The organism is Haliea atlantica (assembly GCF_054779855.1).
Window position 1 is genome coordinate 719996 of record NZ_BAAGXL010000003.1, and the last position, 24327, is coordinate 744322.

The following is a 24327-nucleotide window of genomic DNA, read 5'->3' on the forward strand; positions in this document are numbered from 1 at the left end:
CTTCCTCCCAGTTGTGGATAACGGCGAGTCTCACCGCCCGGCGCCGGATATTCAATCCCCGATCTGTGCGACGCTGCGCAGGATCAGCTGCACCAGGCGCGTCTGTCGCGCCACGCCGGTCTTGGAAAATACTGCGCTGAGGTGGGACTTGCCGGTATTGCGCGAAATGTGCAGCTGCTCGCAGGCCTCGTCCAGCGTGGCCCCGTTGGCCAGCAACAGGCTCAGGTTCGCCTCGGCCCGGGTAAAGCCGAACAGGGTCATCAGCAGGTCCGCGGGGGCCTCCCGGGGCTGGTAGGGATCGGAGACAAAAATCGCCACCGAGGGATTGCGGCTGCCATCCGGCGCGTCCACCAGCGGCAGCGGGCGCAGCAGCATGCCGACACCCGGCGCCTGCTCCCCCTCCAGCCGCAGGGCCTTGATAAACGAAGGTTCCCCGCGCAGGTGCGCGCTCATGACATCGTCCAAGCACTCGCGAAAGGCGCGCTGGTCCGGGCGGTGACTGAGACGCAACTGACCATCGTCCACGCTCAGCCAGGGCCGCTCCGCCAGCAGGCGTTCGGCCGCCCGGTTACTGTGGCGGATGCGGGCATTGCGATCGAGGATGAAAGCCGCCATCGCCATGCGGTCCATGGCGGCGGCAAACAGGGAGCGTTCGCTCTCCACCCGGGCGATGCGCGCCTGCAGGCGCAGGGTCTGCTGGATATGGGGCAGCAGGGTCCGACACAGGTCCCGCTCCGCCTGACAAAAATTGCCGTGCTCAGCCAGGCGGGCAAACCGCAGGCGGGCGCTGTTGCCCTGGCTGTCGCCGAGGTCGGCGCCCATCAGATGCCGGATGCCGGTCGGTGCCACGTATTGCCGGTAATAATCCGAGCTGTAATAGTCTTCCGCCGCCATGAACTCCTCCACCGTGAACACTTCACCAGTGGGCAGGTTGACGAAGGGGTCGAGGGCAAAGAAATCACTGTTGTAGGCGTCGAACACCGAGGGAGACAGCACCACGGAGTTGATCACCAGCCCGGCATCCCCCGGGCGCGGCGCCCGCAGGATCAAGGTCACGAAGTCGGCGCCGAGGGCGCCGCCCAAAAGACGCAGGAACTCGCGCCAGGGGGGATCGGCCACCGGCCCCCGGGAGAGGGCCAGCAGCAAATCGTTCATGTTGTCGGAAATCCGGTAGTCGTCCATCGCCGCCCACAGCCCCTCGGGAGGCGACATTCTGGCCCCCGCACCGGGACAGGTCAATTTGCTTCGCCGTCGGCCTTGAGCGCCGCGATCGCCTCGGCGGCCGCGGCATCGTCGGCGGGGTCGTCGGGAATCGGAAAGGTCAGGGCCCCCGCCAGGCCCGCGTAGCGATCGCGCAGCACGGCGGCGATCTGGTCATAGCGCCCGCGGGGGACGAAGGCCTCGAGCATGGCGTCGTCCACCACTCCGGCGAGGTCCTGCCAGCGCCCCTCGCGGGTCAGCGAGAGCAGGGCCTCCCCGCGCTCGCGCCAGCCGAACAGCTCCAGGCTGGGCCAGTAGGCGGGGGTGGAATACAGGAAGCCCAGCAGCCGGCGCTGCTTTTCCCACTCCCGGGCAAGCTGTTCGTCGTCGCGACCGGTCGCCACCAGCGCGCCGAGAATCAGCCGGAAATCGCCGCCCGGGCGCCCGGCCTTGTCGAAACCGGCCTGCAGGCGCGGCAGACAGACCTCGCGGATATAGCGCGGCGGGGTATTGGTGGGGTGGGTGATCATGCCGTCCGCCGTCGCCCCAACCATCCGCGTCATCGCTGGCCCGACCGCGCCACAGAAGACGGCGGGGGCCGGACAGTCATTGGCGCCGGGATTGAAGAAGGGCTGCAGGCGGGTGAACGCGTAATGCTCCCCGCGGTAATCCAGCCTGTCGCCGGTCTGGAAGCTGTGAAAAATCGCCTTCAGGGATTCCACGTACTCGCGCATCTGTGCCACGGGAGCCACCCAGCGCGCGGAGTAGCGCTGCTCGATATTCTGGCGGATCTGCGTGCCGAGGCCGAGCTCGAAGCGCCCCCCGGACAGGCGCTGCAGGTCCCAGGCGGCCACCGCCACCGTCATCGGGCTGCGTGGGAAAGCCACCAGAACCGAGGTGCCGACCACCAGGCGCTCGGTCGCCTGCAGGGCCAGGGCCGCCAGCAACAGACCGTCGTGCACGGCATCCGGTACCTGCAGGCCATCGAAGCCCATGGCCTCGGCACGGCGGGCGTGTTCACCAATGGCTTCGGGCCCCATGGTTTCGGGGGTAGTCGCATACACCTTGAACATGACTTGACCTCTCGGAATCTAAACAGCTACGCTTATTATCAGTTTATCTTACTAAATTCGGGAATGCGATGGCCTCCAGCGAGCCAGACAACGCGGCAGTCACCCTCAGCGATCAGCTGGGTGAGATCCTCATGCTGACCACCCGGGATTTCCAGCGACGCCTGGACAGCGACCTCGCGGCCCGCGGCATCCGCGGTATCGGCGCCCGGCACCGCAGCGTGTTCCTCTACCTGGGGTACCATGGTCCCAGCCGCGCCGCCGACCTCGCCCAGGCGGCCGGTATTCGCCCCCAGTCCATGATGAAGGCCGTCCACGAACTGGAGGAGATGGGCCTGGTACACCGGGACGTGGATCCCAGTGACTCCCGCGCCAAGCTCATACACTTTACCCCCGAGGGCAACCGTCTGATCGCGGAGCTGAGCATATCCACCCGACGCGTGTGGCAGGACTATGCGCAGCTGATCGGCGAAACCGCGCTGCAGCAGGCCATTGGCAGCCTGCAGGCCGTACTGCAGCCGCGAGGCCACAACGACACCGACGGAGCCGAGCCATGAGTACCGTTCTACTGGAAAAACATCCGGGCTATGCCCTGCTCACCCTGAACCGGCCAGCGCAGAAGAATGCCCTCTCCCGCGAGCTGCGCGCCGCCTTTGTGGCGGCCCTGGAGGACTGCTGTCGGGACGAGGCTGTGCGGGTGCTGATCATCACCGGCGCTGGAGATGCCTTCTGTGCCGGCTTCGACCTCAAGGAGCTGGGGTCGGGTGACTCCGCCAATGCCGCGGAAGAGGTCAACAACGCCATGGCCCGTGCCATGGAGGCCTTCGACGGCCCGATCATTGGCGCCATCAACGGTCACGCCATTACCGGCGGCTTCGAGCTGGCTCTCGCCTGCGACATCCTCATCGCCTCGGAAAACGCCCGCTTCGCGGATACTCACGCCCGAGTGGGCATCCTGCCCGGCTGGGGCCTCAGCCAGCGCCTGCCGCGTCTGGTGGGCCTCTCCCGCGCCCGCGAGATCGCCTTTACCGGCCTGCCCGTGTCGGCACAGCAGGCCCGCGAATGGGGCCTGGTCAACCATGTGCTGCCGGCGGAGGAACTGCTGTCCAAGGCAAAGGCTATGGCCGAAGCGATGTGCGCCTGCGTGCCGGAGATACTGCGACAGTACAAGGCGATGATCGATCGCGGTTATTCCATGCCCCTGAACGAGGCCCTGGCCTGGGAAGAGGAACAGGCCATAGCCTCCGCCCGCCGCGCCAGCGCCGAGCTGATCGAGTCACGTCGTCAGGGCGTGATTGAACGCGGTCGCCGTGAGCGCGAGGGTGGAACGTAAGGACGCCGGAAGCCCGGCCGCCGAAAGCCCGGCCGCCGAAAGCCCGGACGCCGGAAGCCCGGACGCCCAGCACGCACAAGCCACGAAACGCCATCAAAGCACCAGGAGAGCCCGCTATGAATCCACGCAAGGTCGCCTTTATCACCGGAGCGAGTCGCGGCATCGGCGCCGCCACCGCAGTCGCGCTGGCAAGGGCCGGTTACGACCTCGCCCTCACCGCCCGCACCCTGCAGGAAGGCGAGGCCCACGAACACGGCAGCTGGTCGTCACAGGCCAGCGCCCTGCCCGGCAGCCTCGAATCCACCGCGGCGGCGGCGCGCGAGCACGGCGCCGAAACCCTGCTGTTGCGATCCGACATCCTGGATACCGACAGTGTTCTGGCCGCCGCGGACGCCGCGCTGGCCCACTTCGGCCGCGTCGACATGCTGTTCAACAATGCCTGCTACCAGGGCCCGGGCAACATGCAGCGGGTGCTTGAGGTAACCCTGGAACAGGCGGAAAACATCTACCGCGGCAATGTGCTGACCCCCCTCGCCCTGGTCCAGAAGCTGTTGCCGGGGATGCTCGCGCAAGGCAGTGGCTCGGTGATCAACATGGTCTCGGGCTCCGCCCTGGCCGACCCACCGGCACCCGCCGACCAGGGGGGCTGGAGTTTTGTCTACCCCTCCTCCAAGGCCGCGCTGATCCGCATGGTGCCCAGCCTGCGCGTGGAGCACGCCGACAGCGGCCTGCGCTTCTTCAGCGTGGAGCCCGGCTTCGTGCTGACCGAAGTCATGAAGGCCAACGGCTTTGGCGAGGATATTCCCACCCTGTACAAGCCCACGTCGCCGGAAGCGATTGCCGAGGTGGTGCTGTGGCTGGCGGAATCGCCGGACGCCCTGGACTGGCACGACAAGGGGGTGATCCGGGCACCGCAACTGCACCGCAAGTTGTTCCCGGCACAGGCGGAGAAGGGCTAAGCCTTACTTCGCGGCGCGAGCGGGACCCGGGGCAAGCGCCACCGGGCCCGCAGAGGCCTCAGCCGGGGGTCTTTTGCAGACGGATCATCGGCAACAGCAGCAGCCCTGCCAGCAGCACCGCGATAAAGCCGACAAAAGCCAGCTGATAACTGCCGGTGGCGTCGAACACCGCACCGGCGAGGGGCGGCCCGAGCAGCGTCAGGGGCATGATCACCGGGTTCATCATGCCCATCACCCGGCCGTAATTCGCCGCACCGAACAGCACCGCCAGCAGCGCTCCCCACACCGGCAGCATGCCGCCCGCTGCCAGACCGAGGGCCACACTGCCCAGCAACAGGGTGGTATAGGACTCCGCCAGCAGGTAGGCCGTCAGCCCCAACACCACCAGCAGCATCGCCGCCGCGAGACCGGCGCGAAGATCCACCCGGTCGGCGATGGTGCCGAAACCGAGCTTGCCGACGATCCCGGCAAGGGCCAGCACGGAAATCAGGAAAGCGGCCCGCTCCGGTGCGGCGCCGACACCCAGGGCAAAGGGCACCAGGTTGCTGAGGAGCGCCGTATAGACGCCGAACAGCAGGCTCATGGCCAGGGCCACCAGCCAGAAGTTGCGCTCCCGCAACAGGGCCGCGGAAGACAGCGGCGGCGGCGCGGCCTGCCCGGCGTTGGGGTCGACGCTGTCGCCATCCGGGTGCAGGCCCCGGTCGCCGGGGCGGTTGGCCACCATCAGGATGGCCGGCAGCGTGATCACCAGGCAACCTACCGCCAGGTAGCGCAGGGCTACGCGCCACTCATGGGTATCGATCAGCCACTGCACCAGCGGTGGAAAGACAAAGCCGCCCACCGAGGTCCCGACCGCCGCGACGCCCAGGGCCATGCCCCGGCGCCGGGTAAACCAGCGGGCCAGCAGGGTGGAGGTGGTCAGCGGCCCGAGCAGGTTGACCCCCAGCATCATCAACAGGGCATAGATGACCGGTATCTGCCAGCTCGCGGTGGCCACGGACAGGGCGAGGTAACCGAGCACCAGGCCGCCGGCACCCAGCAGCATCATGGCCCGCAGGGAACCGCGATCGATCAGCCCGCCGAGGAAGGGTGAGGCAATGCCGCCGGCCAGGGTCATGCCGGTCATGCCCAGCATCATGGTGGTGCGACTGGCCTCGAAGGCCTCGCCCAGGGGCACCGCCACCACGCTGTAGGAATACATGATCGCGCCGTTGCTCACCATGAGCACCACGAACGCCGCTGCTGTCAGCCACCAACCGTAGAACATCACCTGCCTCTCTGTTATCGGATTATGCGCGTGCCGTTTGCGGGCGCGCCGGGTGAAGGCCCCAGTCTAACCAAAGTCGCCCGTCCAGGCAGGTTGCGTCTTCCCATTCCAGGGAGGGGTTCAAGAGATTGGGCCCCGGCCGGAAACCGGCGGAGGCATCAGGCGTAGTGGAGAGCGACGGCTTCCTGTCCGACACATTCCCGCAGGGTCTGCAGCAGGTCGTCGCTGGGCAGAACCCGCCAGTTCTCCCCCAGCTGCACCCGGGCGCGACTGCGCGGCAGGCAATACCACAGCGCCACCGGACAGTCCCCACCCCGCGCGGTTTCCAGGGCCGATGCGAGCTGCTCCGTGAGTGCCTCACTGAGCTGGTTCTGGTGCAGTTCGATGGTCAGCTCGGCCACATAGGACGCCCGGGCCTGCAGCAGGCTGCGCAGGGACTTGGCGCGCACCGACAGCCCGCCCGAGTAATCGTCGTGGGCCACGGTGCCCTCGACGATGATGATCTCGTCCTTGCCCAGCAGCTCGCGGCTCTCGTTGAAGACGTCGGCGTAGACGGTCACCTCGATGCGGGCACTGCGGTCGTCCAGCTGCAGGATCGCCATGGTGTCGCCGCGCTTGGTCTTCATGACGCGGGTCGCCACCACCAGGCCGGCCAGGATCTGCGTGCCCGACTTGTCGCCGCGCAGGTTGGCGATGCGGGTGGGCGCGAACTTGCGCAGCTCCGCCTCGTAGTCGTCGATGGGGTGGCCGGTGACATAGAGCCCCAGGGTTTCCTTCTCCCCGGCCAGGCGATCCCGCCCGCTCCAGGGGCGCGCATCGCGGAAGCTGGCATAGACATCGCCACCCGCGTCCACCGGCCCCGGCACCACCTCGCCGAAGAGGTCCAGCATGCCCGCCTCGCGATTGCTGGCGGACTGCTCCGCCGTGCGCAGGGCATCTTCCAGGGAGGCCATCAGGATCCAGCGATCCACCCCCAGGCTGTCGAAGGCACCGGCGCGGATGAGCGCCTCGATGGCGCGGCGCCCGACCTTGCGCGGATCCGTGCGGGCACAGAAGTCGAACAGGTCGGTAAAGGCACCGCCCTCGCGGCGCGCCCGCAGGATATTCTCCACCGGCCCTTCGCCCAGGCCCTTGATCGCCCCCAGCCCGTAGATGATGGCGGTCTCGTCATTGACGGTGAACATGTATTCACCCTCGTTGACGTCGGGCAGCCGCAGGTCCAGCCCCATGGACCGGCACTCCTCGACAAAGATCACGATCTTGTCGGTGTTCTGTAGTTCCGAACTCATCACCGCCGCCATGAAGGGCGCGGGGTAGTGAGTCTTCAGCCAGGCGGTCTGGTAGGACACCAGGGCGTAGGCCGCCGAGTGGCTCTTGTTGAAGCCGTAACCGGCGAACTTCTCCACCAGGTCGAAAATGTGGATCGCCAGCTGCCCGTCGATGCCCTTGTCCCGGGCGCCTCGCTCGAAGACCTCGCGCTGCTTGGCCATTTCCTCGGGCTTCTTCTTGCCCATGGCGCGGCGCAGCAGGTCGGCCTCGCCGAGGCTGTAGCCGGCCAGCTCCTGGGCAATCTGCATCACCTGTTCCTGGTAGAGGATGATGCCGTAGGTGGGCTCCAGGATCGGCTGGAGCAGCTCGTGCTGGTATTGCGGGTCCGGGTAGGCGATCGCCTCCCGACCGTGCTTGCGGTTGATGAAGTTGTCCACCATGCCCGACTGCAGGGGACCGGGACGGAACAGCGCCACCAGGGCCACGATGTCCTCGAAGCAGTCCGGGCGCAGACGCTTGATCAGGTCCTTCATGCCGCGGGATTCGAGCTGGAACACCGCGGTGGTTTCCGCCGACTGCAGCAGCTGGAAGCTGGGCGCGTCGTCCAGGGGAATCGCCGAGATGTCCAGCGGCCCCTCGCCCTGCCGGGCGCGCACCGTGTCGATCATTCCCAGCGCCCAGTCGATAATGGTCAGGGTACGCAGACCGAGGAAGTCGAACTTGACCAGGCCGGCGTCCTCGACATCGCCCTTGTCGTACTGGGTCACCAGGCCGCCGCCGGCCTCGTCGCAAAACAGCGGCGAAAAATCGGTCAGGCGCGAGGGCGCGATCACGACCCCGCCCGCGTGCTTGCCCACGCCGCGGGTTATCCCCTCCAGCTGCAGCGCCATGTCCCAGATTTCCATCGCCTGGTTGTCGCTGTCGAGGAAGTCCCGCAGGATCTCCTCCTGCTCGTGGGCCTTGGCCAGGGTCATCCCCACTTCAAAGGGGATCATCTTGGACAGCTTGTCCGCCAGGCTGTAGGGCTTGCCCTGCACCCGCGCCACGTCGCGCACCACCGCCTTGGCCGCCATGGTGCCGAAAGTGATGATCTGGGAGACCGCCTCACGCCCGTAGGTGTCGGCCACATACTCGATCACCCGGTCGCGCTTCTCCATGCAGAAGTCGACGTCGAAGTCGGGCATGGAGACCCGCTCCGGGTTGAGAAAGCGCTCGAACAGCAGGTCGTACTCCAGCGGGTCGAGGTCGGTGATCTCGAGGGCGTAGGCCACCAGGGAGCCGGCGCCGGAGCCCCGCCCGGGGCCCACCGGGATGTCGTGGTCCTTGGCCCAGCGGATGAAGTCCATCACGATCAGGAAGTAACCCGGAAAGCCCATCTGGATGATGGTATCCAGCTCGAAATCCAGCCGCTGCCGATACTCCCGCTGGCGCTCGGGGAAATCCGCGGCGCTGGTATCGAAGAGCTTTTCCAGGCGGCGGTCCAGTCCCTCGTGGGAGAGCTGCCGGAAAAAATCGTCCATGGTCATGCCCGCCGGTACCGGATAATCCGGCAGGTAGGGCTTGCCCAGCTCCAGCACCAGGTTGCAGCGCCGGGCAATTTCCACGGTATTCGCCAGGGCCTCGGGAATGTCCGCGAACAGCTCCGCCATCTCCTCCGGCGAGCGCAGATACTGCTGGTCGGTGTAGGGGCGCGGGCGGCGCGGGTCGTCCAGGGTGCGGCTGTCGCCGATGCAGACACGCACCTCGTGGGCCTCGAACTCGTCGGCGGTGAGGAAGCGCACATCGTTGGTGGCCACCACCGGCAGCGACAGCTGGGCCGCCAGGGCCACCGCGGCGTGCAGGTGGCTTTCGTCGCCGTCACGACCGGTGCGGTGCAGCTCCAGGTAGTAACGGCCCGGGAAGTGCTGCATCCAGAAACGCGCGCGGGCCTCGGCCTGGGCCTGACGCCCCGCCAGCAGGGCCTGGCCGACATCCCCCTGGGCGCCACAGGACAGGGCAATCAGGCCCTCGCTGTGGCCCGTCAGCCAGTCGCGCTGGACGGTGGGACGCCCCAGCCGCTGCCCCTCCATGAAGGCGCGGGAAATCAGCACCGTCAGGTTGCGGTAGCCCTGCTGGTCCATGACCAGCAGGCACAGGGGCTGGGTGCGCTCCGGGTCGTCCGGGTCGACCACCTGCAGATCGGCGCCGAAGATCGGTTTCACCCCGGCGGCGAAGGCTGCCTTGTGAAACTTCACCAGGCCATAGAAATTGCACACGTCGGTGACCGCCACGGCCGCCATGCCCTGGCTGGCGACACGGCTGACCAGCGGCTTGAGGCGGACCAGCCCATCGACGATGGAATACTCGGAGTGCAGGCGCAGGTGGACGAAGTCGGTCATGGCGTGGAGTTTACCCCTCGGCAGCGTCGGACAACAGGGCGCGCACCGGGGCGAAGCTGCGCCGGTGCACCGGGGTGACCCCCAGACGCCGCAGCGCCTCGAGATGGGCCGCCGTGGGGTAGCCCTTGTGGGCGGCGAAACCGTAGCCGGGCCAGTCGGCCTCCAGGGCCAGCAAGTCCGCGTCCCGCTGCACCTTGGCCAGAATGGAGGCGGCGGCAATCGCCGGCACGCGGTCGTCACCCTTGACGATCGCCTCGGACACATAGTCCCAGCGCGGCAACCGGTTACCGTCGACCAGCACCTGACTGGGTGTCACCGCCAGCCCCTGCACCGCCCGGTGCATCGCCAGCAGGCTGGCCTGGAGGATGTTCAGGGTATCGATTTCCGCCACCGAGGCGCGCGCCACACACCAGGCCAACGCGCGCTCGCGGATGTCAGCGGCCAGGACCTCGCGGCGCTTCGCGCTCAGGCGCTTGGAATCGCGCAGGCCGGCAATCGGCTGCGCCGGGTCGAGGATGACGGCGGCCGCCACGACATCCCCGGCCAGGGGGCCGCGGCCGGCCTCGTCCACACCGGCCGTGCCGGGCGCCTCGATATCCAGTTCAAACAGGTCCATCAACCGCCCTCGCCCGGCAGCAGGGTCTGCAGGGCTTCCACACAGCGTTCGGCAAAGCCCAGCGCCAGGCTGTCGCGGATGCTCGCCAGGCCAGCCACCTGGGCCTCGCGGGTCGCGGGCTGTTCCAGCAGACCTTCCAGGGCATCGGCGAGTGCCGCCGGCGTCGCATCCGCCTGCAGCAGTTCCGGCACCAGGGCGCGGCCGGCGAGAATGTTCGGCAGGGCGGCAAAGGGGCTGCGCACCAGGCGCGACACCAGTGCCCAGGACAAGGGCGCCATGCGATAGGCAACCACCATGGGGCGCTGCAGCAGGCAGGCCTCGAGGGTCGCGGTACCCGAGGCCAGGAGCACGGCGTCAGCGGCGGCCATGGCCTCCCGGGACTGCCCGGAGAGCAGGGAGCAGTCGAGCCCCCCGGCGTCCTCCAGCAGCGCGGCCAGCTGCGCCCGGCGCTCGGGGCCCGCCGCGGGAATTACATAGTGCAGGTCGGGCAGGCGCTGCTGCAGCGCGCGGGCGGCATCCAGGAACAGCGGCCCCAGCAGCTCGACCTCGCCGCGGCGACTCCCCGGCAGCAGTGCCACCAGTCGCCCGGTCTCGGGCAGGCCCAGCGCCCGGCGCAGCGCCGCGCGGTCCTGTTCGGGCTCGATTTCTTCCGCCAGCGGGTGCCCCACGCAAGTGGCGGGCACACCGTTCTCCCGGTAAATGCCGGTCTCGAAGGGGAACAGGCAGAGCATGTGGTCCACCGAACGGCGGATGCGCTTGATACGCCCCTGGCGCCAGGCCCAGACCGAGGGGCTGACCAGGTGTGCAGTGGGGATACCCAACGCCCGCAGGCGGCCTTCGAGGGCGAGCACAAAGTCCGGCGAGTCGATACCGAGAAAGATGTCCGGCGGATTGTCGCGAAAATGCCGGTAGAGGCCGCGGCGAATGCCGAGCAGTTCCGGCAAGCGCTTCAGGGGTTCGACGAAGCCCATCACCGACAGGCGCTCCATCGGCCACAGGCTTTGGAAACCCTCGGCCTGCATCAGCGGCCCGCCGATGCCTTCGGCCTGGAGGTCCGGGTAGTGTTGCCTGAGTGCACGCAGGACGCGGGAGCCGAGAATGTCCCCGGATGCCTCCCCTGCCAGCATGCCGATACGCAGCGGCCGGGACACTAGCGGACGATACCGCGCTCCGAGGCGCGTATGGAGTCGATCAGCACCTTCACCTCCGGGGTCTCCCGCAGCATGGTGTCGAGCCGTTCCAGCGCCAGCTCCAGGGTCAGGCCCTGGCGATAGACAATCTTGAAGGCGCGGCGCAGCTGGTTGATCGCCTCCTGCGAAAAGCCGCGGCGGCGCAGTCCCTCGGTATTGATGGTCTTGGCCTCGGCCGGGGCGCCACTGACGGTGACGTAGGCGGGCACATCCTTGCCGATCGCCGTGCCCATGCCGCTGAAGCTGTGGGCGCCGATCTTGCAGAACTGATGCACCAGGGTGTAGCCACTGAGAATCGCCCAGTCACCCACATGCACATGACCGGCCAGGGCCACGTTGTTGACCAAGATGGTGTGGTTACCCACCACTGAGTCGTGGCCGATATGCACGTAGGCCATGATCAGGTTGTTGCTGCCGATCGTGGTCTCTGCGCGGTCCTGCACGGTACCTCGATGAATGGTCACATTCTCGCGGATAATGTTGTTGTCGCCGATCACCAGCCGCGTGGGTTCATTGCGGTATTTGAGGTCTGGCGTCGCCTCACCTATGGTGGAAAACTGGTAGATGTGATTGCCCGCGCCGATGCTTGTCGGTCCCTTGATCACCACGTGGGACTCGATGCGACAGCCCGGGCCGATTTCCACATCGGGCCCGATCAGGCTCCAGGGCCCGACTTCCACATCCGGCGCGAGCCGGGCGGCAGGATCGACAATGGCCTGGCTGTGAATCATGTCTCAGCGATCTGCACAGAGAATGGTGGCCGAGGCGCAACGCTCGCCATCGACATCGGAGCTCACGGCAAACTTCCAGATGCCGCGCCGGTCGGAAATGATCGATGCGCGCAGCATGATCTGGTCGCCGGGGACGCAGGGACGCTTGAAGCGCAGGTCATCGGCGCCTACCAGGTAGTACATGGAACCGTCGGCCGGGGTCTTGTCGAGGGATTTGAAACCGAGGATGCCCGCGGCCTGGGCCATGGCCTCCAGCAACAATACGCCGGGGAAAACCGGCTGTTCGGGGAAATGACCGTCGAAAAAAGGCTCGTTGATGGTCAGGTTCTTGCACGCCACGATGGACTCGCCCAGGTTGAGTTCCAGCACCCGGTCCACCAGCAGGAAGGGATAGCGGTGTGGCAGGTACTTGCGAATTTCAGAAATGTCCATCAACAACGTGAGATTCCCCCGGTAAAGATTTCAGGACTTGTGAGATTTCTCCAGCGCGGCGAGCCGCTTCTGGATGCGATCGAGTTGGGCAAAGCGCACGGCATTGCGCTTCCAGTCGCGAGTATCCGACATGGGTGTGCCGGAGGAATAGGAGCCTGGCTCGGTGATCGACCGGGTCACCATGGTCATGCCCGTGATGTGGACGTTGTCGCAGATCTCCACGTGGCCCACCACTCCCACACCGCCAGCGAGTGTGCAATTGGCGCCTATGATCGTGCTTCCGGCCAGACCGGTGCAACCGGCGATCGCGGTATTTTTTCCAATGTGACAGTTGTGGGCGATCTGCACCAGGTTGTCGACGATTACGCCGTCCTCGAGCACAGTATCCTCCAGGGCACCGCGATCAATGGTGGTACACGCGCCCACCTCGACACCGTCACCCAGGGTCACGCCGCCGAGCTGGTGGATTTTTTCCCAGCCCCCGGGGCCCGGCGCAAAGCCGAAGCCGTCCGCGCCCAGTACCGCCTGGCTGTGTACCGTACAGCGCTTGCCCAGTTTGACATCGTGGTAGAGCACCACCGCGGGGTGCAGCTGACTGCCCTCCCCGATCACGCAGCGCGCCCCGACGTGACAGTGGGCGCCGATCACCACCCCTGCCCCGATTCGGGCCCGCGCACCGATCACCGCCAGGGGACCGATACTGGCAGTGGGGTGGACTTCGGCGTCAGCCGCCACCACGGCGCTCGGGTGAACCCCGCTCTCCGCCCGCGGCGCCGTGATGAACAGCGCACTGGCGCGGGCAAAGGCCAGGTAGGGATCTGAAGCCTCGAGACTGGCCACCGGGCACTCGGCGGCCATATCCGGGCGCAGAATGACGGCCGCGGCACGGGTATGCCGCAGCTGTGGCAGGTAGCGGCGGTTGGCCAGGAAGGAAACCTGCTGCGGCCCGGCGCTGGCCAGCGTGGCCAGCCCCGTGATGGCCTGCCCGGGATCACCGCGCAGCGTAACGCCCAGCTCTTCTGCCAGTGCTCCGAGGGTCAGCACGGCCTGTTCAGTCGGCAAAGGCCTGATTGAGCTTGTCGGTTACCTTGGCGGTGATGCTGTAGCCGGCGTCGGCGTGGATCACGGAGCCCCGCTGGAGCAGCAGGCCGATGCCCTCGGTGCTGATCAGGTCCTGCAGGACTTCCTGGACCCGCGGCGACATTTCCTGCAGCAGTGCCTGACCGACTTCCTGCTCGGCGCTCTGCAGCTTGCCCGCCACGTGCTCCAGGTCAGCCTGCTTGCTGGACAGCTTGCGCCGCGCGTCCTGCTGCTGTTCCTGGCTCATCACGGCAGCGTCCTTCTGGAACTGCTGCACCATGCTGTCAAATTCTTCCTTGAGGCGGTCAAACTCGGCCTTGTCGGACTTGTAGTCTTCGCGATTGCGCGCTTCATTGAGACGCTTCTGGGCGAAATCGGTCTGCAGGATAGCCTGTTCCAGATTGACCACCGCGATCTTGCCCTGGGCCCAACCCAGGGACGGCATGGCCAGCGCCACGGTAACGAGCAGTGCTTGAATCAGTTTGGACATTGACACGGTTTTCTCCAGAGAGTGATGAATGTAAAAATCAGAAGCCGCGGCCAAGGCTGAACTGGAAGACTTCCTCCTCGTCATCCTCGGAGGCATTCAGGGGCTTGGCCAGACTGAAGGTCATCGGCCCGAAGCCGGTAATCCAGGTGACGCCAATACCCGCCGAATAACGCAACTCACTGGCATCGACATCGAAACAGTTGATCTGGTTCCGGGCACAGTTGGTATTGAACACGTTACCGGCGTCGACAAAGAAGGCCGAACGCAGTTTGCTGCGATCCTTGATGAAGGGCAGCGGGAACAGCAGCTCGGCGCTGCCTTCCACCACCACGTTGCCACCGAAGGGGTCGGGGTCGTCGTCGAGGGTATTCACCACCAGCTTGCCGGTCTCCGGGTCGAGCAGGTAGCCGAACTGACGACCGTCTTCGCCGCCGCGACGCACCGGGTTGCCGTCTTCGTCGACTTCGGTCACCGGCTGATTGACGCTGTACAGCTCCGGCGGCGTGGAGCGCGGCCCCAGGGTGTTGCTCTCGAAGCCGCGCACCGACCCGAAGCCCCCGGCGTAGAAGTGCTCGTAGAAGGGCAGCTGGTCGGCATTGCCGTAGCCGTCGCCGTAGCCCAGCTCCGTGCGCAGGCGCAGGGTCCACTCGTTGTAAATGGGGAAGAAGATCTCGCCGCGGTAGGTCAGCTTGTAGAACTCGGTATCCGAACCCGGCACCGCCACCTCGAAGACCACCGACTGCGAAGCGCCGCGATTGGCCAGGATGCCGCGGTTGAGGGTGGACTGGTTCCAGCTGGCACTCGCGGTCCAGTTGAGGAACTCGTCGCCATAGAGATCCAGGAAACCCGGCTGCTCGGGGAAGGTCAGGGCGCTGTCCGACAGCTCGCTGATCGGGCGCAGTTCCTCGGGGCCGCTGTAGCTGCCGTCCTCCAGCCGCGTGCTGACGTAGTAGTTGTCCACCCCTTCGACCAGGCGCGGGCTGCCCTTGATCTCCTGCACGGCGAAGCGGCCGGCCTGGATCTCGGTATTCGACACCCCGAAGCTGAAGCCCAGACGCTGGGTTTCGCTGATCGGATAGCCGAAGTTCAGGGTGCTGCCGATAGTATCGGTGGTGTAGCGGGCAACGTTGATCTCCGACAGGTCGGTGGCGCGATAGTAGAGCGAGAAGCCGCGGCTAACACCGTCCTCGGTATAGTAGGGATTGGTGTAGGAGAAGCTGTACAGGTCCTGGTAGCGGGAGGAGTTGAGACCGATACCGACCTGGCGCCCGGTGCCCAGGAAATTGTTCTGCTGCAGGTTGAGGCCGAAGATGAAGCCGGCATCCTGGGCGTAGCCGAAGCTGGCACCGATACTGCCGGAGGACTGCTCCTCGACGGTGAAGTCGACGTCGATCAGGTCGTCGTGCCCCGGCACCTCCGGGGTCTCCACGCTGGCCTTGCTGAAGTAGCCCAGGCGCTCGAGGCGGATACGCGACTGTTCGATGGAGGACTGGGAAGCCGGTGCACTCTCCATCTGGCGCATCTCCCGACGCAGCACTTCATCGGCGGTTTTCTGGTTGCCCTGGAAGCTGATACGGCGGACGTAGGTGCGCTTGCCCGGGTCGACGAAGAACTTGAGGGCGACGGTCTGATCGTCCTCGTTGATTTCCGGAATGCCGGAAACCTTGGCGAAGTTGTAGCCCTCGTTGCCCAGGCGACGGGTCATGAACTCCTCGGTGGAGGTGACCAGCTGCTGGGAGAAGGTCTGCCCCTCGGACACCAGGATGTAGCGACGCAGGTCTTCCTCGTCGAGCACCAGGTCCCCCGAGAGCCCCACCTCGCCGACGGTGAACTTCTCACCTTCAGTGACATTGGCGGTGATGAAGACCTCCCGCTTGTCGGGGGAAACCGAAACCTGGGTGGAGTCGATATTGAACTGCAGGTAACCCCGGTCCATGTACCAGGAGGTCAGGGTCTCCAGATCGCCGGTGAGCTTCTCGCGGCTGTACTTGTCGTCGTTGGTGAAAAAGGAAAACCAGCCGGTGGTCTTCAGCGCGAACAGATCGGTCAGCTCCTCGTCGTCATAGACCTCGTTGCCGACGATATTGATGTGCTTGATGGCGGCAACCGTACCCTCGTCCACCTCGATATTGATGGCCACGCGGTTGCGCGGCTCCGGCAGCACCTCGGTCTCGATATTGGCGTCGTAGCGGCCCTGTTGCACGTATTGCCGCTGCAGCTCGAGCTGCATGCCCTCCAGGGTGGAGCGCTGGAATACCTGCCCCACGGACAGGCCGGCACCCTTGAGCCCTTCCAGCAGAGCCTCGGTCTCGATGGCCTTGTTGCCCTCGATATTGATCTCGCTGATGCTCGGGCGCTCGGCCACCACGATCACCAGCACGTTGCCATCCCGGCCGATGCGGATATCGTCGAAATTGCCGGTGGTGAAGAGGCTGCGGGCGGCCGCGCGCAGGGCGTCCTGGTTGACCAGGTCCCCCACTGCCAGCGGCATGGCGGCGAAGACGGAGCCCGGGGAGATGCGCTGCAGGCCCTCCACGCGGATATCCGACACAATGAAGGTAGCGTTCTGGCCGAACACGTGGGGGGCGCAGACCAGCACGAATGCCGTCAGCAGGCGGGTAATGCGTTTGCTCACAATAGTCTCTGTCACCGTCCAGGCCCTGACGCAGGCGTTTCCATGAATTGTCCGGGGCCTGCGCAGATCACAGGCGCATGAAATCGTTATACAGGGCAAGCATCATGATTCCCAGGATCAGGAACAGGCCCACCTGGTAGCCCAGCACCTGCACCTTTTCCGGCACCGGGCGACCGGCCAGCAGCTCCACCGTGTAGTACAGCAGGTGCCCGCCGTCCAGCACCGGTATCGGCAGCAGATTCAGCACACCCAGGCTGACGCTGAGCAGCGCCAGGAAGCCCACCCAGGCCTCGAGACCTGACTTGGCCGAAGCGGACGCCACTTTAGCAATGGTAATAGGACCGCTCAAGTTTTTTGGCGAGATGAGGCCCTGCAACATCTTCTTGATCGAGTTCAGGGTGAAGGCCACCAGCTCCGCGGTGCGGTCGACACCGGCTACCAGCGACTCCACCGGGCCGCGGTGAAACTGGCGAATCATCTCCGCCGGCATCTCGGGCAACTGCACCGCGACGCCGATGCGACCGACGGTTTCCCCGCCTTCATTCTGCGCCGCCTCCGGCACCAGGGTCACGGCAAAGGGCTGCCCGTCCCGCAGGCCCTCCAGGCGCAGCGACTCCCCGGGGCGCGCGCTGACGCGCTCCACCAGTTCGCCCCACAGGTCCACCGGCTCGCCGTCGACCCGCTGGATGCGGTCGCCCGCCTGCAAGCCGGCGCGCTCGGCGGGGCTGTCCGGCAGCACCTCGCCCAGCACCGGCACGATCTCGGGGCGGTAGAGCGCCAGCCCCAGGCCCGCCATCAGGTCGGGCTCCTCGGCACCCGCCAGCCAGCGCTGCAGGGTGCCTTCGGATTCGTAGAGCATGTCGGAACCGGGGTAGCGCACGGTGAAGCGAATCGGGCCGGTGTCGCCAATGCGGTCCAGCAGGGCGAAATTCAGCGCCTGCCAGGTGGGCGTTTCCTCGCCGTCGACGGCGACGATTTCCTGCCCCGGCTCCAGCCCGGCAACGTGCGCCACCGAGCCCTGCTCCACCTCGCCGACTATCGGCGCGTAGCCACTCTCCCCGGCCATGAACAGGGCCCAGTAGGCGACAATGGCGAGCAGGAAATTGGCCAGGGGGCCGGCGGCCACCACCGCAATGCGCTGCAGCACCGGCTTGCGGTTGAAGGCGCGCCCCAGTTCGGCCTCGGGCACCTCGCCTTCACGCTCGTCGAGCATGCGCACATAGCCGCCGAGGGGAATGGCGGCGATACAGTACTCCGTCCCCTGGCGATCGTGCCAGGTGTAGAGGGCCGGGCCGAAGCCAATCGAGAAGCGCAGCACCTTGACACCGCAGCGCCGGGCCACCCAGAAGTGACCGAACTCGTGCACCGCGACCAACAGGCCCAGCGTGACCACGGTCACCAACAGGGTGTGAATCAGATCCATGTACTCTCCCGGGCCGCGCCGTTTCGACTCACCAGTTGCCCCACAAGCTCCGCCGCGCAATGCCGCGCGCGGTCGTCGGCAGCTTCGACCACGGCCAGCGAGACGGGTTCCTCGACTGCCACCCGGGCCAGGGTGGCTTCAATGATACGCGGGATGGTGCCGAAGCCGATACGCGCGGCCAGGAAGGCCTCCACGGCGACTTCGTTGGCGGCATTGCAGATGGCCATCGCCGTTCCCCCCAGGGCCAGGGCCTCGCGCGCCAGCCGCAGGCAGGGAAAGCGCGTCTCGTCCGGCGCCTCGAAATTCAACCGTGCCAGACTGACCAGATCCAGCGGCGCGACCCCGGCGTCGATGCGCTCCGGCCAGGCGAGGCCGTAGGCAATCGGGGTGCGCATGTCGGGGTTGCCGAGCTGTGCCAGCACCGATCCATCGGCGTACTGTACCAGGGAGTGCACAATGCTCTCGGGGTGCACCACGATTTCGACCCGCTCGGGAGGGAGGTCGAACAGCCAGCAGGCCTCGATCAACTCGAGCCCCTTGTTCATCAAGGTCGCCGAGTCGACGGAAATCTTGCGCCCCATGGACCAGTTGGGATGGGCACAGGCCTGATCCGGGGTCGCCGCGGCAATCGCCTCGGCCGACCAGGTGCGGAAGGGGCCGCCGGAGGCGGTCAGCAGCACCTTGTCGACACCCGCGAGGCCCGGCAGGCCGCGCTCGCAGGCCGGCAGGCACTGGAAAATGGCGTTGTGCTCACTGTCGATGGGCAGCAACAGGGCGCCGCTGTCCCGGGCCGCCTGCATCAGCAGGTGGCCGGCCATGACCAGCGACTCCTTGTTGGCCAGCAGCAGGCGCTTTCCGGCCCGAGCCGCCGCCAGGGTCGAGGGCAGCCCGGCGGCCCCCACCACCGCCGCCATCACACTGTCCACCTCGGCGTGGGCGGCCACCTCAACCAGGGCCTGGGCGCCCGCCAGCACCTCGGTACCGAGCTCCGCAGGCAGACGCTGGCGCAAGCGCTCCGCGGCATCGGCATCGGTCATCACCGCGTAGCGCGGCGCAAAGCGCAGACACTGATCGAGCAGCGCATCGACCGAGCGGTGCGCGGAGAGCGCCCAGGCGGCGAAGCGATCCGGGTGCCGGGCAATCACGTCGAGGGTGCTGACACCGATCGAACCGGTACTGCCAAGCACGGCAATATTGCGCGGTCCGGGCACGGCTACCACCCCGCCAGCAGCAGGCCAAGGGCAAAGACCGGCGCCGCGCTGCACAGGCTGTCCAGGCGATCGAGCACACCACCGTGCCCCGGCAGCATGGCGCCGCTGTCCTTGACCCCGCTTTCGCGCTTGACCATGCTCACCGTCAGATCGCCGACCACCGAGGCCACCGCGGTGCTGAGCACCACCGTGACCACCGCCCCCAGGCTGACGTGGGCCAGCTGGGACGGAATGCCCGACCACAGGGCGATCGCGAGGATCAGCGCGCAGGTCATGCCCCCCCAGAAGCCCTCCCAGGTCTTGGCCGGGCTGACGCGCACCGCCAGCTTGTGGCGACCGAAGTGGGTCCCGGCAAAGTAGGCGCCGATGTCCGTCGCGGCAACAATGATCACCATGACCACCAGCAGCAGCCCGCCGCGGGGGAAGCTCAGCAGGTATACCGCCGCGAGCCAGGCGCAGGCGAGCACCAGCAGGCCCATCAGGCTGCGGGCAAGGCGGCTGCGCCAGAACACCGCACTGGCGGGGTAACTCTTGACCCAGAGCAGCGCAAAGGACCACCACAGACAGGCCAGGCCCAGCACCGGCTGCACCTGCCCGCGGGCCGGCCGGCTGCCGAGGTCGCAGTAAATGTAGAGACCCAGCATGCACAGGGCCAGCGTGACGACAAACCCTGTCCGCGCCGCCAGCGACTGCCAGCCCGCCAGGCGCCCCCACTCCCAGCCGCCCAGACCGATCACCGCCGCCAGCCCCAGGGCCAGGGTGGGCAGCGACAGGAACAGCACGGAGCCGAGGAACAGTGCCGCCAGGGCCAGGGCCGTGAAGACCCGCTGCCTAAGCATCCCTGCCTCCGGACACCAGGCCGCCGGAAGAGTCACCAAACGGGGGCCGACCCTCCGGATCGCGAAGGCCAAAACGGCGGTCCCGGCGGGCGTAATCCGCCAGGGCGCGTGCAAACTCCAGCTCGCCGAAGTCGGGCCAGAGCACGGGCGTGAAGTACAGCTCGCTGTAGGCAAACTGCCAGAGCATGAAATTGCTGATGCGGGCATCGCCACCCGTGCGAATACACAGATCGGGCGGGGGCAGGTCGCTCAGACACATGGCCTCGCCGAGGCGCGCCTCGTCGACATCCTCGGGCGCGAGCTCGCCGCGGGCCACCCGCTCGGCCAGGGTGCGCGCCGCCCGGGCAATGTCCCAGCGACCACCGTAGTCAACGGCAATCACCATGGTGGCCCCGCTGTTGCCCAGGGTCAGGTGCTCGGCGTGGGTCATCAGCCGCTGCAGGCGATCGCTGAAGCGGCCCCGCTCGCCGATGAAGCGAACCCGTACATTATCCGTGTGCAGCTGGCGCACTTCGTTGCGCAGATAGCGTGACAGGAGGGCGAGCAGAGCCCGCACCTCGTGCTGGGGACGCCCCCAGTTCTCGCTACTGAAGGCAAACAGGGTGAGTACGCGGACACCGTGATCGCGACAGGCCCGCAGTACGCCGCGCACCGCTTCCACGCCGGCGCGGTGACCCGCGGGGCCGCTGACGCCCTGGCGGCGCGCCCAGCGGTTGTTACCGTCCATGATAATGGCGACGTGCTGGGGAATCGGGCCGCGAGACCGGGTCTCTCCGGTTGTGGGCGCATCGGGTGACATCGCCAACCGGACTCAGATTTCCATCAGGTCGGCTTCCTTGTCTACCAGCATCTTCTCGATGCGTTCGACATAGGAATCAGTCAGTTTCTGCACCACGTCCTGGCCGCGACGCTCGTCGTCCTCGCTGATTTCCTTCTCCTTGACCATGTCCTTGAGCATGCTCATGGCGTCGCGACGGGCGTTGCGCACGGAAACCCGGGCCGACTCGGCCTCGTGGCGGGCCTGTTTGATGTAGCCCTTGCGGGTTTCCTCGGTCAGGGCCGGCATGGGAATGCGGATGACATCGCCGGCAGTGGACGGGTTCAGGCCCAGGTCCGACTTCATGATCGCCTTTTCAATCGCCGGAATCGAGGAGCGGTCCCAGGCGGAGATGGACAGGGTGCGGGCGTCTTCGACGTTGACGTTGGCGAGCTGGTTGATCGGTGTGTCGGCGCCGTAGTACTCGATTTTCAGCCCGTCCAGCAGGCTGGGGTGGGCGCGCCCGGTACGAATCTTGTTGAAGTTGTGACCCAGAGCCTCCAGCGCCTTTTCCATGCGCTCCTTGGCTTCCTGTTTGATATCGTCAATCACGGCAGTTCTCCTTGCGAGGCCTGGCGGGCCTATTCAATCAGTGTTCCTTCGGCGGCACCGCGCACGATGCTCAGCAGTGCCCCCTGCTTCTCCATCTGGAACACACGCACGGGCATGTTGTGGTCGCGGCACAGGCAGATGGCGGTCAGGTCCATGACCTCCAGCTTTTTCTCCAGTACCTCGTCGTAAGTAAGACGCTCATACTTGATGGCGTCGGCAAATTTCATCGGGTCGGCGCTGTAGACGCCGTCCACCTTGGTCGCCTTCAGCACCAGGTCGGCCTCGACTTCGATGCCGCGCAGACAGGCGGAGGAATCCGTGGTGAAAAAGGGGTTGCCGGTGCCGGCACTGAAAATGACCACATCGCCGTTGCCGAGGGCGCGAATGGCCTTGCGGCGGTCGTAGTGGTCAACCACCCCGCTCATGGGGATGGAGGACATCACCTGGGTGGCGATACTGGAGCGCTCCAGCGCATCGCGCAGGGCGAGGGCATTCATCACCGTGGCCAGCATGCCCATGTGATCGCCGGTGACCCGGTCGAGACCGGCCGCCTGCAGGGCCGCGCCGCGGAACAGGTTACCGCCGCCGACGACCAGCCCCACCTGGACCCCGATGCCGACCAGCTGGCCGATCTCCAGGGCCAGGCGATCCAGCACCCTGGGGTCGATACCGTAATTCTCTTTACCGGTAAGCGCTTCGCCGCTGAGTTTCAGCAGGATGCGCTTGTATTTCTTTTCAGCCGAAGCCTGAGGCATGACGTCGATCTCCTGAAGTACCGCCAGTTTACAGGACAACAGCCCGACACCCTAGACCAGGGGGCGGGGCCTCTCATAAAAAACGGGGCCTCGGGCCCCGTTCTTCATGCACGACAGCGCGGAATCAGCCTTTCAGCTGCGCGGCCACCTCGGCGGCGAAATCCACCTGCTCCTTCTCGATGCCTTCGCCAACTTCGAAGCGGGCGAAAGAGCGCACTTCGGCGCCGGCCTTGGACACCAGCTTGCCGACGGTGACATCGGGGTCCTTCACGAAGGGCTGCTCGACCAGGCTGTTCTCGGCCAGGAATTTCTTGATGCGGCCACCGATCATCTTCTCGACGATCTCTGCGGGCTTGCCGGAATCCTGCGCCTGGGCGGTGTAGATTTCCTTTTCCTTGGCGATCAGTTCCTCGGGCATGTCGCTCGGGGAGACGACGCGCGGGTTGACCGCGGCGATGTGCATGGCGACGTCCTTGGCCAGGTCCTGGTCGCCGCTCTTCAGTTCGACCAGTACCGCGATGCGGTTGTTGCCGTGAACGTAGGCACCGATGACACCGGCGTCGGCAGTGATCAGCGTGATGCGACGCACACCGATATTCTCGCCGATCTTCTGCACCAGACCTTCGCGGGCTGACTCCAGCTCGCCGGCCATCAGGGCGGCAACGTCGGTTTCGCGACGCTCGAAGGCGGCGTTCAACACCTGCTCAACGAAGGCCAGGAAGCCGTCGTCGCGGGCCACGAAATCGGTCTCGCTGTTGACTTCCACCAGCACACCGTAGCTGCCGTCTTCGGCAACGCGCGCCTTGACCACGCCATCCGCCGCGGTGCGACCGGCCTTCTTGGCCGCTTTCATGCCGCTGGACTTGCGCAGCTCTTCGATTGCCTTCTCGACATCACCACCGGCTTCCGCCAGCGCCTTCTTGCATTCGAGCAGACCCAGCCCGGTGCGCTCGCGTAATTCCTTGACCAATGCTGCAGACATGCGAATTCCTCCTATCTGCCCCTGTGCGGGGCCTGTATCAGCTGAACGTGTTTCGCCGGCGCCCCGGGGGGCGCCGGATCGGGGCGGGCCTTACTGGGCGGTCTCGGCCGCTGCGGCTTCCTCGACGAACTCGTCGCGGGCGGCGGGCATGTCGCCGTTTTCGGCGCGGCCGGCCAGGCAGGCTTCGGCCACGGTGGTCACGTACAGCTTGACCGCACGGATGGCGTCATCGTTGCCGGGAATCACGTAGTCGATGCCGTCGGGATCGCTGTTGGTATCCACGATGCCGATAACCGGGATACCCAGCTTGTTGGCTTCGGTGATGGCAATGCGCTCGTGGTCCACGTCAACCACGAACAGGGCATCGGGCAGGCCGCCCATGTCCTTGATGCCGCCGATGCTGCGCTCGAGCTTTTCCATGTCGCGGGTGCGCATCAGGGCTTCTTTCTTGGTCAGCTTGGCGAAGGTGCCGTCGGCCTGCTGGGACTCCAGGTCACGCAGACGCTTGATGGAGGCGCGAATGGTCTTGTAGTTGGTGAGCATGCCACCCAGCCAGCGATGGCTGACGTAGGGCATGCCGGCGCGCTCGGCCTGCTCCTTGATCACTTTGCCGGCGGCACGCTTGGTGCCCACGAACAGGATCTTGCTCTTGTTCGCGGACATCTGCTTGATCAGGTTCAGGGCTTCGTTGAAGGCCGGAACGGTGTGCTCGAGGTTGATGATGTGGATCTTGTTGCGGGCACCGAAGATAAAGGGAGCCATCTTCGGGTTCCAGTAACGGGTCTGGTGACCGAAGTGAACACCTGCCTGCAGCAGGTCACGCATGGATACTTGCGACATGATAAATACCTTTTCAATTGGGTTGGGCCTCCACATACCCCCGGCACCAAACCCCCTCTCGGGAGCACCCTGGCACGGGTTGCGGCATGTGTGTGACGATAGTTTCTCCCGCCGGGAGGCCGGAGCCGCCCGCGAGAGGCGCGCTTTATACCACAGACAACCACCCGGCGCCAGCGGGAATGCGGCCTGGCCGGCTCGCGCCGCCCCGGCCAGATGGCTGACCGACACTGGCGAAAGCGGCAGCGGCCCCCGTCCGGG

The 24327-nt window shown here is 66.2% G+C and carries 22 protein-coding genes; 3 read left to right on the forward strand and 19 right to left on the reverse strand.

The genetic code is table 11. From position 1 onward, the window contains the following. Positions 1-51: 51 nt before the first annotated feature. Together ACYVGS_RS03350 and ACYVGS_RS03355 are read right to left on the reverse strand one after the other, a co-directional pair. Positions 52-1212, reverse strand: coding sequence for a helix-turn-helix transcriptional regulator (locus ACYVGS_RS03350; protein WP_460587219.1), 1161 nt, complete (start codon positions 1210-1212; stop codon positions 52-54). Between the two features lie 23 nt (positions 1213-1235). After that, positions 1236-2273 carry an LLM class oxidoreductase gene (locus tag ACYVGS_RS03355; protein ID WP_460587220.1) on the reverse strand — a complete coding sequence of 346 codons (1038 nt, stop codon included), beginning with the start codon at positions 2271-2273 and terminating at the stop codon, positions 1236-1238. A 68-nt stretch (positions 2274-2341) separates the two neighbouring features. Between ACYVGS_RS03355 and ACYVGS_RS03360 the strand changes: the two genes are divergently transcribed. The 3 genes from ACYVGS_RS03360 (at position 2342) to ACYVGS_RS03370 (ending at position 4562) form a co-directional block, all read left to right on the forward strand. Further along, positions 2342-2827, forward strand: coding sequence for a MarR family winged helix-turn-helix transcriptional regulator (locus ACYVGS_RS03360; protein ID WP_460587221.1), 486 nt, complete (start codon positions 2342-2344; stop codon positions 2825-2827). Next, entirely contained in the window at positions 2824-3603 is a 780-nt protein-coding gene (locus ACYVGS_RS03365; protein ID WP_460587222.1) for an enoyl-CoA hydratase, read from the forward strand. The genes ACYVGS_RS03360 and ACYVGS_RS03365 overlap by 4 nt, the downstream gene beginning before the upstream one ends. 116 nt (positions 3604-3719) lie before the next feature. Next, positions 3720-4562: an SDR family NAD(P)-dependent oxidoreductase gene (locus ACYVGS_RS03370; protein ID WP_460587223.1), complete on the forward strand. Its 843-nt coding sequence runs from the start codon at positions 3720-3722 to the stop codon at positions 4560-4562. Between the two features lie 58 nt (positions 4563-4620). Here ACYVGS_RS03370 and ACYVGS_RS03375 read toward each other — a convergent pair whose 3' ends face one another. The 17 genes from ACYVGS_RS03375 to rpsB form a co-directional block, all read right to left on the reverse strand. Then, positions 4621-5829: an MFS transporter gene (locus tag ACYVGS_RS03375; RefSeq protein ID WP_460587587.1), complete on the reverse strand. Its 1209-nt coding sequence runs from the start codon at positions 5827-5829 to the stop codon at positions 4621-4623. 158 nt (positions 5830-5987) lie between these two features. Then, the gene (gene dnaE / locus ACYVGS_RS03380) at positions 5988-9476 is read right to left on the reverse strand and encodes a DNA polymerase III subunit alpha (protein WP_460587224.1); all 3489 of its coding nucleotides are present in this window, start codon (positions 9474-9476) and stop codon (positions 5988-5990) included. Positions 9477-9486: 10 nt separating this feature from the next. Continuing rightward, complete coding sequence (rnhB, locus tag ACYVGS_RS03385) at positions 9487-10092, reverse strand: ribonuclease HII (protein ID WP_460587225.1); 606 nt, start codon at positions 10090-10092, stop codon at positions 9487-9489. Then, a complete protein-coding gene (gene lpxB / locus ACYVGS_RS03390) occupies positions 10092-11243 on the reverse strand; it encodes a lipid-A-disaccharide synthase (protein ID WP_460587226.1) in 1152 nt (383 codons plus the stop codon). The genes rnhB and lpxB overlap by 1 nt, the downstream gene beginning before the upstream one ends. After that, a complete protein-coding gene (gene lpxA / locus ACYVGS_RS03395; RefSeq protein WP_460587227.1) occupies positions 11243-12013 on the reverse strand; it encodes an acyl-ACP--UDP-N-acetylglucosamine O-acyltransferase in 771 nt (256 codons plus the stop codon). Before lpxA ends, lpxB begins: the two co-directional genes overlap by 1 nt. Before the next feature lie 3 nt (positions 12014-12016). Next, entirely contained in the window at positions 12017-12448 is a 432-nt protein-coding gene (gene fabZ / locus ACYVGS_RS03400) for a 3-hydroxyacyl-ACP dehydratase FabZ (RefSeq protein WP_460587228.1), read from the reverse strand. 27 nt (positions 12449-12475) lie between these two features. Further along, positions 12476-13489 carry a UDP-3-O-(3-hydroxymyristoyl)glucosamine N-acyltransferase gene (gene lpxD, locus ACYVGS_RS03405; RefSeq protein WP_460587229.1) on the reverse strand — a complete coding sequence of 338 codons (1014 nt, stop codon included), beginning with the start codon at positions 13487-13489 and terminating at the stop codon, positions 12476-12478. A 7-nt stretch (positions 13490-13496) separates the two neighbouring features. Then, entirely contained in the window at positions 13497-14015 is a 519-nt protein-coding gene (locus ACYVGS_RS03410; protein WP_460587230.1) for an OmpH/Skp family outer membrane protein, read from the reverse strand. A 37-nt stretch (positions 14016-14052) separates the two neighbouring features. Continuing rightward, positions 14053-16650 (reverse strand): outer membrane protein assembly factor BamA, encoded by a 2598-nt coding sequence (bamA, locus tag ACYVGS_RS03415; protein ID WP_460587231.1) that lies wholly within the window; start codon positions 16648-16650, stop codon positions 14053-14055. A 67-nt stretch (positions 16651-16717) separates the two neighbouring features. Then, the gene (gene rseP, locus ACYVGS_RS03420; RefSeq protein ID WP_460587232.1) at positions 16718-18073 is read right to left on the reverse strand and encodes a peptidase M50B family protein; all 1356 of its coding nucleotides are present in this window, start codon (positions 18071-18073) and stop codon (positions 16718-16720) included. Next, on the reverse strand, positions 18064-19293 hold the full coding sequence (gene ispC / locus ACYVGS_RS03425) for a 1-deoxy-D-xylulose-5-phosphate reductoisomerase (RefSeq protein ID WP_460587233.1): 1230 nt from the start codon (positions 19291-19293) through the stop codon (positions 18064-18066). The genes rseP and ispC overlap by 10 nt, the downstream gene beginning before the upstream one ends. Continuing rightward, the gene (locus ACYVGS_RS03430; protein ID WP_460587234.1) at positions 19287-20123 is read right to left on the reverse strand and encodes a cytidylyltransferase family protein; all 837 of its coding nucleotides are present in this window, start codon (positions 20121-20123) and stop codon (positions 19287-19289) included. Before ACYVGS_RS03430 ends, ispC begins: the two co-directional genes overlap by 7 nt. Then, complete coding sequence (gene uppS, locus ACYVGS_RS03435; protein WP_460587588.1) at positions 20116-20922, reverse strand: undecaprenyl diphosphate synthase family protein; 807 nt, start codon at positions 20920-20922, stop codon at positions 20116-20118. Before uppS ends, ACYVGS_RS03430 begins: the two co-directional genes overlap by 8 nt. A 12-nt stretch (positions 20923-20934) precedes the next feature. Next, the gene (gene frr / locus ACYVGS_RS03440; protein WP_460587235.1) at positions 20935-21492 is read right to left on the reverse strand and encodes a ribosome-recycling factor; all 558 of its coding nucleotides are present in this window, start codon (positions 21490-21492) and stop codon (positions 20935-20937) included. Positions 21493-21521: 29 nt separating this feature from the next. Then, a complete protein-coding gene (gene pyrH, locus ACYVGS_RS03445; protein WP_460587236.1) occupies positions 21522-22247 on the reverse strand; it encodes a uridine monophosphate kinase in 726 nt (241 codons plus the stop codon). A 124-nt stretch (positions 22248-22371) separates the two neighbouring features. Then, on the reverse strand, positions 22372-23229 hold the full coding sequence (tsf, locus tag ACYVGS_RS03450) for a translation elongation factor Ts (protein WP_460587237.1): 858 nt from the start codon (positions 23227-23229) through the stop codon (positions 22372-22374). Between the two features lie 90 nt (positions 23230-23319). Next, complete coding sequence (gene rpsB, locus ACYVGS_RS03455; RefSeq protein WP_460587238.1) at positions 23320-24069, reverse strand: small ribosomal subunit protein uS2; 750 nt, start codon at positions 24067-24069, stop codon at positions 23320-23322. Positions 24070-24327 lie beyond the last annotated feature (258 nt).

What these genes read in the sequence shown, in the direction of transcription:
- ACYVGS_RS03410 (WP_460587230.1), bottom strand. Translation starts at nt 14,015, where the DNA reads ATGTCCAAACTGATTCAAGCACTGCTCGTTACCGTGGCGCTGGCCATG.
- ACYVGS_RS03355 (WP_460587220.1), bottom strand. Translation starts at nt 2,273, where the DNA reads ATGTTCAAGGTGTATGCGACTACCCCCGAAACCATGGGGCCCGAAGCC.
- ACYVGS_RS03365 (WP_460587222.1), top strand. Translation starts at nt 2,824, where the DNA reads ATGAGTACCGTTCTACTGGAAAAACATCCGGGCTATGCCCTGCTCACC.
- ACYVGS_RS03350 (WP_460587219.1), bottom strand. Translation starts at nt 1,212, where the DNA reads ATGTCGCCTCCCGAGGGGCTGTGGGCGGCGATGGACGACTACCGGATT.
- lpxA (WP_460587227.1), bottom strand. Translation starts at nt 12,013, where the DNA reads ATGATTCACAGCCAGGCCATTGTCGATCCTGCCGCCCGGCTCGCGCCG.
- ACYVGS_RS03375 (WP_460587587.1), bottom strand. Translation starts at nt 5,829, where the DNA reads ATGTTCTACGGTTGGTGGCTGACAGCAGCGGCGTTCGTGGTGCTCATG.
- pyrH (WP_460587236.1), bottom strand. Translation starts at nt 22,247, where the DNA reads ATGCCTCAGGCTTCGGCTGAAAAGAAATACAAGCGCATCCTGCTGAAA.
- dnaE (WP_460587224.1), bottom strand. Translation starts at nt 9,476, where the DNA reads ATGACCGACTTCGTCCACCTGCGCCTGCACTCCGAGTATTCCATCGTC.
- ACYVGS_RS03430 (WP_460587234.1), bottom strand. Translation starts at nt 20,123, where the DNA reads ATGCTTAGGCAGCGGGTCTTCACGGCCCTGGCCCTGGCGGCACTGTTC.
- rpsB (WP_460587238.1), bottom strand. Translation starts at nt 24,069, where the DNA reads ATGTCGCAAGTATCCATGCGTGACCTGCTGCAGGCAGGTGTTCACTTC.
- rnhB (WP_460587225.1), bottom strand. Translation starts at nt 10,092, where the DNA reads ATGGACCTGTTTGAACTGGATATCGAGGCGCCCGGCACGGCCGGTGTG.
- ACYVGS_RS03360 (WP_460587221.1), top strand. Translation starts at nt 2,342, where the DNA reads ATGGCCTCCAGCGAGCCAGACAACGCGGCAGTCACCCTCAGCGATCAG.
- rseP (WP_460587232.1), bottom strand. Translation starts at nt 18,073, where the DNA reads ATGGATCTGATTCACACCCTGTTGGTGACCGTGGTCACGCTGGGCCTG.
- ACYVGS_RS03370 (WP_460587223.1), top strand. Translation starts at nt 3,720, where the DNA reads ATGAATCCACGCAAGGTCGCCTTTATCACCGGAGCGAGTCGCGGCATC.
- uppS (WP_460587588.1), bottom strand. Translation starts at nt 20,922, where the DNA reads ATGTCACCCGATGCGCCCACAACCGGAGAGACCCGGTCTCGCGGCCCG.
- tsf (WP_460587237.1), bottom strand. Translation starts at nt 23,229, where the DNA reads ATGTCTGCAGCATTGGTCAAGGAATTACGCGAGCGCACCGGGCTGGGT.